Source organism: Asticcacaulis sp., assembly GCF_020217185.1.
GTDB lineage: Bacteria > Pseudomonadota > Alphaproteobacteria > Caulobacterales > Caulobacteraceae > Asticcacaulis.
Genome location: NZ_JAIWNX010000061.1, coordinates 1 through 10,000 on the forward strand (window position 1 = coordinate 1; position 10,000 = coordinate 10,000).

General features: G+C 60.3%; 8 protein-coding genes. 1 reads left to right on the plus strand and 7 read right to left on the minus strand.

Features of this window, described 5'->3' with window-relative positions; all coding sequences use genetic code 11:
• A partial coding sequence (locus LDL37_RS02900) for a DUF6438 domain-containing protein (RefSeq protein ID WP_290794072.1) occupies positions 1-1,399 on the minus strand: 1,399 nt, incomplete at its 3' end.
• 60 nt (positions 1,400-1,459) lie between these two features.
• A complete protein-coding gene (glmS, locus tag LDL37_RS02905; protein ID WP_290794073.1) occupies positions 1,460-3,298 on the minus strand; it encodes a glutamine--fructose-6-phosphate transaminase (isomerizing) in 1,839 nt (612 codons plus the stop codon).
• 225 nt (positions 3,299-3,523) lie between these two features.
• Here glmS and glmM point away from each other — a divergent pair, with 225 nt between their 5' ends.
• Entirely contained in the window at positions 3,524-5,149 is a 1,626-nt protein-coding gene (gene glmM / locus LDL37_RS02910) for a phosphoglucosamine mutase (RefSeq protein WP_290794074.1), read from the plus strand.
• A 218-nt stretch (positions 5,150-5,367) separates the two neighbouring features.
• On the opposite strand, the gene rpsP is transcribed toward glmM, so the two are convergent.
• The 5 genes from rpsP to LDL37_RS02935 form a co-directional block, all read right to left on the minus strand.
• Positions 5,368-5,802 (minus strand): 30S ribosomal protein S16, encoded by a 435-nt coding sequence (gene rpsP, locus LDL37_RS02915; RefSeq protein ID WP_013477733.1) that lies wholly within the window; start codon positions 5,800-5,802, stop codon positions 5,368-5,370.
• 39 nt (positions 5,803-5,841) lie between these two features.
• Positions 5,842-7,416: a signal recognition particle protein gene (gene ffh / locus LDL37_RS02920; protein WP_290794077.1), complete on the minus strand. Its 1,575-nt coding sequence runs from the start codon at positions 7,414-7,416 to the stop codon at positions 5,842-5,844.
• 191 nt (positions 7,417-7,607) lie between these two features.
• Positions 7,608-8,837 carry a glycosyltransferase gene (locus LDL37_RS02925; protein WP_290794080.1) on the minus strand — a complete coding sequence of 410 codons (1,230 nt, stop codon included), beginning with the start codon at positions 8,835-8,837 and terminating at the stop codon, positions 7,608-7,610.
• 30 nt (positions 8,838-8,867) lie between these two features.
• The gene (locus tag LDL37_RS02930) at positions 8,868-9,095 is read right to left on the minus strand and encodes a hypothetical protein (RefSeq protein ID WP_290794081.1); all 228 of its coding nucleotides are present in this window, start codon (positions 9,093-9,095) and stop codon (positions 8,868-8,870) included.
• 361 nt (positions 9,096-9,456) lie between these two features.
• The coding region (locus tag LDL37_RS02935) for an aminotransferase class I/II-fold pyridoxal phosphate-dependent enzyme (protein ID WP_290794083.1) at positions 9,457-10,000 on the minus strand (544 nt) is incomplete at its 5' end.

Consider the following 10,000-nt stretch of genomic DNA (forward strand, 5'->3'; position numbering starts at 1 on the left):
AATCAGGCGTCAGGGCTATTTCGTGCAGAATAGTCTGTCCCTTTGTATCCCGGCCGTTGATATCCGCCCCTTTTGCCAGCAATAATTTCAGGACAGAGATTTTATCTTCGTCTTTGGCGTTTGAACGTCCGACGTATAGAACGGCATCCGAAGAGATGTCCGGATTATAGGGCAAAATCATTTCGACAAGCGCCAAACAACCCGACTCTACGGCACCCAAAAAAGCATCATTGACCTTGTTATGATCCGTTTTACCGCTCGTTTTCAATGCGCCCAAACCGATCAGCCGATACGCGACGGGTTCCCGACCAGCGGTTAGGCTCATGTCCAGAAGAGATCGCGCCTTGTCGGCATCTTTGTCGTAGAGGACGTGGTCGAGGGGTGTGCCAAGGTCCATCAATGACAGAATGACCGCATTTTCAACGCGGGGGTTCGCCGCTGTTTCGATCAGGAATTGACCCGCTTTCACAGACTGAAAATCGAAGCCATTGATCTTGAGTTGTTCAAGAGTCTCAAGGCCAGGTATTTCCCAAAAATTCAAATTGGCCGCCTGCATAACCTCCTGATGCAGTGTCTCCAGTGCCCTCGGTTTACCGGAATCGTTGTTTGAATAGTCTGTTACGGATTTTTTCTGTCCACCCAAAACTATAGAGAGCGACAGGCTTGAAGAGGCATGGGTGATTGCGTTGGGCGATTTCCTGTATGTATCGCGCAGAGACCAGAAATCTGCCGCTTTCGCCTTTTCAAGCAGGGCCCGAACGCTTGACGCCTCCACCTTGTAGGCCTGTGGACCCAGCGGGTCATTCCTGCGAAAAGATTGATACACCGCACGTCCGTCGCCATGCAATTCCACCCGATAGGGGCTGTAACTGGCAAACCACGGGCGGTTCTCCTGAACGATGACAAGCTGATCCGGGTCGCCTTTCGGGGCAGGTCGATACTGACGCGGTTGTTCTTCTTCATTAATGTTGAACGCAATAGCCACGCGACTGGGTTTGCCTTCGTAAAAATAGGGATCAAAGCGCCAGTTACCGACGTCTTCTAGGAATGCCCGTCGCTGAGGGGTCATGACCGGGTCCTGAGCCCTGTAAGGTGGCGTAATCGTAGCGCAGGCGACACGTCCGTCTTCCGAAACAATGACGGACAGCTCAAACCCATACATTTTCAACCCGTTGTACGGGTAGATGAGGGGAGAGATCGCAAAGTGCGCCCTCAAAGGCGCTTCTTTTATGAGGAAGCTAGGAGCCTGCTTTTCCTCTTCCATGGAAAAGGTAATCGGCGGTTTCGGTAATCCCTCAGTGGCATTTTTTTCACAGGCTGGAGGCGTTGCGAATGCTGAAGATGGCGTCAGTAACGCAGTCAACGTGCCAATCAGTCCAATGACGGACAAGAGTTGCATGGCTATCCCCCTTATACCCTCGCTAAAATCTAGCAGAGGTCGTATCAGAGGGCTACCGCCTCATTCCACCGTCACCGACTTGGCGAGGTTGCGCGGCTGATCTACGTCCGTGCCCTTATGCACGGCGGTATGGTAGGCCAGAAGCTGGATCGGCACCGCATAGACCAGAGGCGCAACGAAGGGGTCACAGGTCGGGCCCTTGACGATTTTCAGCGTTTTGGCGGCGTCACCGGACAGGGCCGGGACCTTTTGCGGGGCGTCTGTGATCATCACCACGCGGCCACCACGCGCGGCGACTTCCTGCACGTTGGAGGCTGTCTTTTCAAACAGTTCGTCGTCCGGCGCGATGACCACCACCGGCGTGTTTTCGTCGATCAGGGCGATGGGGCCGTGCTTAAGTTCGCCGGCCGCGTAGCCTTCGGCGTGGATATAGGAGATTTCCTTGAGTTTCAGCGCGCCTTCAAGCGCCAGCGGATACATGGCCCCGCGCCCCAGATAGATGACGTCGCGCGCCTTCGACAGTTCGTAGGTGATGCGCTGCACATCCGGGTCCATCAGCAGGGCTTCGGCGATCAGGCCGGAGGTTTCCAGCAGGCATTGCACCAGACGCGCCTCTTCCGTGGCGTCGATACGACCGCGTTGCGCGGCGGCCGCGACGGCCAGAGACAGGAGCGCGGCGACCTGCGCCGTGAAGGCCTTGGTCGAGGCCACGCCGATTTCCGGCCCGGCGTGGGTGGGCCACATCAGGTCGGCTTCGCGCGCCATGGTCGAGGTGTGCACATTGACGAGGGCGGCGGTTTTCAAACCCTCGGCCTTGCACCAGCGCAGCGCCGCCAGGGTGTCGGCGGTTTCGCCGGATTGCGACACGGCCAGACCCAGCGTGCCGGGCGTCATGGCCGGGGTGCGGTAGCGGAATTCAGAGGCCACTTCGACATCGACGGGCAGGCCTGCGACCTTTTCAAAGGCGTATTTGGCTATGCAGCCGGCATAATAGGCGGTGCCGCAGGCGATAATCTGAATGCGCGCGACGCTATTGAAGTCGATGGCGGCCTTGATCTCGGCGCGCGCTGACTTGGCCACCGGATCGAGATAGGCCGAGAGGGTGCGCTGCACGCTTTCGGGCTGCTCGTGCACTTCCTTTTCCATGAAGTGACGATAGGCCCCCTTTTCCACCAGCGCCGCCGAAGCCGAAACGGTGGTGATGGGGCGGTTGACGCGGAAACCTCTGGCGTCATGGATGTCGGCGGCGTCCTGAGTAAGAACCACCCAGTCGCCTTCTTCCAGATAGGTGACGCGGTTGGTGAACGGCCCGACCGCCAGCGCGTCGGAACCCAGGAACATTTCACCTTCGCCCCAGCCAACGACCAGCGGTGAGCCACGACGCGCGCCGAACAGGGTGCGGTCTTCGCCTTCGACGATAATCGCCAGCGCATAGGCCCCGTTCAGGCGGTCCAGAACGGCCTTGAAGGCGTCCTTGGCCTTGAGCCCGCTTTTCAGCGTCGCATCAAACAGATGCGCGATCACTTCGGTGTCGGTGTCGGAGCTGAACACATGGCCAGCGGCGATTAACTCGGCCTTCAGCTCGGCAAAATTCTCGATAATGCCATTGTGCACGACGGTGACCGGGCCGGAGGTGTGCGGGTGGGCATTGGCCACCGTCGGCGCGCCGTGCGTGGCCCAGCGCGTATGGCCGATACCGACCTGCCCCGACAGCGGCGTCTCTTCAACCACGGCCTCCAGTTGGCGGATCTTGCCTGCCGCGCGTCGGCGTTGCGTGCCTGCCTCTGTGACGACCGCGATACCGGCGGAATCATAGCCGCGATATTCGAGGCGACGCAGGCTTTCGATCAGGCGCGGGGCCGCTTCGGACAGGCCGATAACACCGATAATGCCGCACATGGACAAGGCTCCATAACAAGGGGAGAGGCTATTTGCGTGTTTTGAGTAGCAGACAGATTTTTAAAATGCTATGAAATTATTTCACAACGCGTTAAACCTCTGGCCTTAAAAGGGTCACGAAAGCCGTATTTTAAGACGTTTGCGTCCAAAACACGGTAAATTTGCTATTAACACATTGCGTTTCGGTCTGTAACCGGACGCCAATCCCGATACAGAGTCTGGCCAATGAGTGAAAACAAGTGGGAAAAGCTACAGGCGGCGCTGGGGGCCACGGGCATTTCCATCAAGGACGTGGCCGAGGCGGCAGGCATTGCGCCGTCATCGTTGTTTCGCGCCCTGAGCGGTCAGACCAAGGCCCCGCGCGCCGAAACTGTCGATAAGCTGGAGGCGGCGTTTGTCGCCCTGACGACCGCCCGCATGGCCAGTTTTCGTGACACCCTGGCCCTCTATGGCTTCAACCCGATCAAAAACCCTAACGACCTGATGGCTTCGCATATGAGCACCCTGAACCGCACCCGCAAATATTTCGGCACCGATGGTATCCGGGGCCGCGTCAACAGCTTCCCCATGACCGCCGAAGTCGCCTACCGCGTCGGTATGGCGGCGGGCAAGATGTTCATGTCTTCGGACAATCGCCGGCATCTGGCGGTGATCGGCAAGGATACGCGCCTGTCAGGCTATATGATCGAACCGGCGTTGGTGGCCGGGTTTACGTCGGTCGGCATGGACGTGCGCCTGTTCGGCCCGCTGCCGACACCGGGTGTGGCTATGATGACGCGTTCGATGCGCGCCGATCTGGGGGTGATGATCTCGGCCTCGCACAACCCCTATTATGATAATGGCATCAAGCTGTTTGGACCGGATGGCTACAAGCTGTCGGACGAGGTGGAACTGGCCATCGAAGCGCGCATGGACGGCAATATTCTGGACGGCATTGCCGATCCGCAATATCTCGGTCGCGTGCAGCGCGTCGATGATGCGCAGTATCGCTATGTCGAAATCGCCAAGGCGACCTTCCCCAAGAACCTGCTGCTCAAAGGGCTGCGCATCGTTATCGACTGCGCCAATGGCGCGGCCTATAAGGTGGCCCCGACCACGCTTTATGAGTTGGGCGCGGAAATCTTTTGCCTGGGCGTGTCGCCGGATGGCATGAATATCAATGAAAAGTGCGGCTCGACCCAGCCGCAGGCCATGGCCGAAAAGGTCAAGGAGCTGCGCGCCGATATCGGTATTGCGCTCGATGGTGACGCCGATCGTCTGGTTATCTGCGATGAAAAGGGCACGATTGTCGATGGCGACCAGATCATGGCCATCATCGCCACCAGTCTGGCCGCCAAGGGTCAGCTCAAGGGCGGGGGTTTGGTGGCCACTGTGATGTCGAATCTGGGCCTTGAGCGCCTGATGGCTTCGAAGGGCCTGACGCTGGAGCGCACCAAGGTCGGCGACCGCTATGTGATGGAAAAGATGCGCGAAGGCGGCTTCAATCTGGGCGGTGAACAGTCAGGCCACGTCATCATGCTGGACCACGCAACGACGGGTGACGGCCTGATCGCCGCGCTTCAGGTGCTGGCCGTGCTGGTCGAAAGCGGCCGCCCGATGAGCGAGCTGGCGCGTCAGTTTGAGCCGGTGCCGCAGTTGCTGAAGAATGTGCGCTTTACCGGCGACAGCCCGTTGAACCGCGAAGACGTCAAGCAGGCCATTGCCGATGGCGAAGCGACACTGAAGGGCACGGGTCGCGTGCTGGTGCGCCCATCGGGCACCGAACCGCTGATCCGAGTGATGGCCGAAGGCGACGATGCGGCTCAGGTGCGCGCCGTGGTCGATCAGATCATCGGGGCCATAGCGGGGTGAGCAATCGAACGATCCGGGGGATCGTTCGATATGCGCAAGACGCCGTAGGCACGGCGCAGCGAGCGCGATCCAAGACCCCCACCGCCCCACATCTCGCCGCCTTTGGCGGCTCGTGCGGTCCTCCTCCCCAACGCGTTGGTGAGGTATAAGGCGTGCAAAAACAAAAAAGGCCGGAGCGCGAAGCTCCGGCCTTTCTCATTTCAGTCGCCAAGAAGCGATTAGCCTTCCGAAGCTTCCTCAGCGGGGGCTTCTTCAGCGGCCGGAGCGGCAGCCGCGGCTTCGGCTTCGGCCTTGGCAGCGGCTTCGGCGTCCAGACGGTCCTGCTCGCGCTGAGCGCGCTCGGCGGCGCGTTCCTGAGCCTTCTTGCCCGGCGTACCCTTTTGCGGGTTGTTGCCGTGTTCCCACTTCACGAGACCTTCCTTCGACAGGAAGCGCGCGACGCGGTCGGTCGGCTGAGCGCCCTTCTTGAGCCAGTCGGCGATGACTTCGGTCTTCAGGGTGACGCGGTTGGCATCGTCCTTCGACAGCATCGGGTTATACGAACCGACCTTGGCGATGAACTTACCGTCGCGCGGGGCGGCGGCATCAGCGATGACGATGTGGTAGTACGGGCGCTTCTTGGAGCCACCGCGGGCCAGACGAATTTTCAGCATGATAAGATCCTTTGATAGGCTGAGTTTCGAGTGAGGGGGTTATTTCTTTTTGGGGTCGAACGGGTTAGCCCCGCCCAGCCCCGGAAGGGAGTTGCCGAGCCCCGGCAGGCCGGGCAGGCCATTAGGAAGACCATTGGGCATGTTGGGAAGTTTGCCAGCGCCGAGTTGCTTCAGGCGCTCGAAATCGGCGCCCATATTGTCGCCGATGGCGGGGTTGTTTTCGAGCTTTTTGCCCATCTGCTGCATCTGGGCCATGTTGGGCATGTTCCCCAGCCCCAGCATCTTGGCCATATTGCCCATGCCCTTACCGCCGTTACGGGCCATCATCTTGAAGACGTCGGCCATCTGACGGTGCTGTTTCAGAAGGCGGTTGATTTCCGCCACATCGACCCCGGCCCCGGCGGCGATACGGCGCTTGCGCGACGCATTGAGCAGGTCGGGCTTTTTGCGCTCCAGCTTGGTCATGGAGGAGATGATGGCGATCTGACGGTCGAACATTTTGTCCGAGATGTTCATCTCGTCCATCTGCTTCTTGACCTTCTGCACGCCGGGCAGCAGGCCCATAATGCCGGTCATGCCGCCCATGCGCTTCATCTGACCGAGCTGATCGGCAAGGTCGTTGAGGTCGAACTGCCCCTTGGACAGTTTCTTGGCCATCTGTTCGGCCTTGGCGGCGTCCAGTTCCTGCGCCGCCTTTTCGACCAGAGCCACCACGTCGCCCTGACCCAGAATACGGCCGGCGATACGGCGGGCGTCGAAGACATCCAGCGCATCGACCTTTTCACCCGAACCGGTGAACTTGATCGGCAGACCGGTGACGGCGCGCATGGACAGCATGGCCCCGCCGCGTCCGTCGCCGTCCACGCGGGTGAGGATCAGACCGGTCAGTGGCAGGCGGGCATGGAAGGCTTCGGCGGTACGTACCGCGTCCTGACCGGTCAGCGAGTCGGCCACCAGGAAGGTTTCGACCGGGTTCGAGAGGCTGGCGATCTCGGCCGCTTCGGCCATCAGGGCTTCGTCCAGCGTCGTGCGACCAGCGGTGTCGAGGATCAGGACGTCATAGCCCTGAAGTTTGGCTGATTGCAGGGCGCGGCGGGTGATTTCCACCGCGCTTTGACCGGCGATAATCGGCAGCACATCGACGCCCACCTGTTCGCCCAGCAGTTTCAACTGCTCCATGGCGGCGGGGCGGCGGGTATCGAGCGAGGCCATCATGACCTTCTTGCGCTCAAACTTCGACAGGCGCAGCGCCAGCTTGGCCGAGGTGGTGGTCTTACCCGACCCTTGCAGACCGGCCATCAGGATGACGGCGGGCGGCACGGCGGCGAGATCGATCGGGGTCGGCTCCTCGCCGCCCAGCATGTCGATCAGGCCGTCATAGACGATCTTCACCACCTGATCGGCGGGTTTGACCGCCTTGATGATGGCTTCCCCGGCGGCCAGTTCGCGCGCCTTGGTCATGAACTGACGCACGACCGGCAGGGCGACGTCGGCGTCGAGCAGGGCGACGCGGACTTCGCGCAGGGCTTCGTCAACGTCCTTTTCCGAAAGGACGCCGCGGCCACCCAGACGGTCGAACAGACCGGATAAGCGCTCGTTCAGCGAGTCGAACATGCTTCTATTGCCCTATAAATCGGTATCGGGACCGTGCCTTTCGCAAAACAAAAAGACCCCGAGAACGCAACGCGTCGTCGGGGAGCCTCCGGTCCCCGTCCGATAGCTGCGATCGGGGTCGTGACCTGAGAGGTTTGGTGTGCAAAAGGCGTGGGTCGCCTGAATGTTGCGTTCCTATGACGGCTCAGCCCCTAAGAGTCAAGCCACCTGTTGAAATCATGGACTTTCAGCGCCTCGGCGGACCAGCGGGCGCTTAGCCGTGCGGGCGTGGCGCGGGCGGCCGCTCTTTTTGAAGCGCGGGCTGTGGGGTCGGACACCAGACGGCGCAGACTGTCTGCTGCTGCCTGTATATCGGGTTCGGCCCACACCTGCGCCGGATTGCGCGGCAAGGCGCTGTAGGGGCCGTCCGGATCATCGAGCGGCACCGGACGCGCCGGGACCGGATAGCCATTGTCCGGGGTGAGGAAATCATTGCCCGTACCTTCGGTGGCGATCACGGCGACACCGGCGTTCATCGCTTCCAGCAGACCGAGGCCGAACCCTTCGGCCCGGTGCAGGGACAGGAAAATATCGACCGAGGCCATCAGCCGGTCCATGTCTTCGTCGCTCAGGCGTTCGGACAACAGGCGAATATCCGGACGGTTAGCGATCCGTTCGGTTAGTCGGGTCTGTGTGGCGGTATCCAGACAGGAGGCTTTCAGCGTCAGGGCCGCATGAGCCGGGGGCTCCGGAAACGCCATAAGCCACGCTTCAATCGACGCCCACGGGTTCTTCCGCGCAGGCGATGAATTGACATCGAACAGGCTCAAGACTTCACAACGATCCGGGCTGAGACCGAAACGCGCGCAGTCGGCCTGCGGCGGCGCGGAGAGCAGGGGGTGAGGCATGACGCGCAGCCGCCCGCACAGATCGTCCAGACCCTCGGCGCGCAAGGCCGCCGCCAGCGCCTCAGCCACATAGGCACTGGGTGTCCATACCTCGTGCAGCCAGCGCACCAGGCGCGCCCACTGCGGCGGGGCGAGCGGCGTTTCCCACGCCCAGTAGCCGATGCGGTAGCGGTCGCGCCATTGATCAGACCGGTGCGTCATCAGCGCCACCAGAGTTTCCGGCGCATTGGCATGGATCAGCCAGACGCCGCCCTTGCCGGGCAGGACCGCCTTTTGATCGAGGATATGGCGGAAACAGGGGCGCAGGTCGTGGCGTATGACCGCGTAGCCGGCGGCTTCGAACGCATCGGCGGTCAGGCGTCCCCCCCGGCCTATGCCCTGACTTTCATTGAAAAAACCGGAGACAACCAGAGGGCCTGACGACAGTCTGTCTGCACGCGGCCAGTGACCCATGCGCGTCAGAGCGATGGCTTCCAGACCACCATGAATTAGCGGCAGACGATATTTGAGAGGCAGGCGGCGCAGGATTGACATGCGCTCTGCTTAGCCTATGGCGGCTACCGCTTAAAGCCCCAGCCAGCGGCGGCGTTGCTGCCAGTAGGTTTCAAACTGATCAGCGAGGCTCTGGTCGGCGAAGTTCACCACCTTGACCATGCCGGTTTCCTTGGTGTCGGAATGGATCGAAATGGAGTCGGCATCCTGCAGCGAGGCAGCCTCGACAAACTTGAAGAAAGCACCGAAAAAGGCGTCTTGTTCAGAGGGGCTGGCTATGTCGAATTGCAAGCTGATCACGACTAAAATCCCTTTTCCGCAAACCGTATGTAAAAAATTAGGCCTTGTAACCGGCCCTTATAAAAACATGTGCAGTGCACAATACGTAAATAAAACCCTAAAATACCGGGGGAGTCAAATAAGGCTGAGGTAAAAACTTGACGTGTGGCGTCAAGGCTTCATTCGGCTCACGCACGAGTCCGCTATGAAGTATGGGGGAAAAACGCCATTGTTTTCCCTCTTTAAGCGAATTTCACGTCTCCGTGAACGGATAAACCGCCTATAGCGGAATGATGCCTTTCGGAATCATTCCGCTCAAGCCGCCATTGAGGCGGCGGCCAAGGTGGCGAAGCCACCGCCCGGCGAGGGACTAAACAACAGGTTATTCAGCGGCCTGCGCTTTGTGACCGGGTTGCAGCAGCTTTTTGATGTTACGTGCCGCTTGCCGGATGCGGTGTTCGTTCTCGACCAGACCGATACGCACATAGCCTTCGCCATATTCACCGAAGCCAAGGCCCGGTGCGACGGCAACGTGGGCTTCTTCGATCAGCAGCTTGGCAAATTCGATCGAGCCTAAATGTTTGAACTTATCGGGAATCTCGGCCCAGGCGAACATCGACGCCGGGGGCGGCGGGATATCCCACCCGGCGCGCTTCATGGATTCGACCAGCACGTCGCGGCGCGACTTATAGGTGTTGCGGATTTCCTCAACATTGTCCTGCGGGCCGTTGAGCGCGGCGGCGGCGGCCACCTGCATCGGCGTGAAGCCGCCGTAATCGAGATAGGACTTCACGCGGGCCAGTGCGGCGCAGATGTCCGAATTGCCGACGACCATGCCGACGCGCCAGCCAGCCATGGCATAGGTCTTCGATAGCGAATTGATTTCGACCGAGCGCTTGATGGCCCCTTCCACCTGCAGGATGGAG

Excerpts from the sequence above, each read along its gene's own strand:
- rpsP (WP_013477733.1), bottom strand. The coding sequence starts at position 5,802 with ATGCTGAAAATTCGTCTGGCCCGCGGTGGCTCCAAGAAGCGCCCGTAC.
- glmM (WP_290794074.1), top strand. The coding sequence starts at position 3,524 with ATGAGTGAAAACAAGTGGGAAAAGCTACAGGCGGCGCTGGGGGCCACG.
- ffh (WP_290794077.1), bottom strand. The coding sequence starts at position 7,416 with ATGTTCGACTCGCTGAACGAGCGCTTATCCGGTCTGTTCGACCGTCTG.
- glmS (WP_290794073.1), bottom strand. The coding sequence starts at position 3,298 with ATGTGCGGCATTATCGGTGTTATCGGCCTGTCCGAAGCGGCCCCGCGC.
- LDL37_RS02925 (WP_290794080.1), bottom strand. The coding sequence starts at position 8,837 with ATGTCAATCCTGCGCCGCCTGCCTCTCAAATATCGTCTGCCGCTAATT.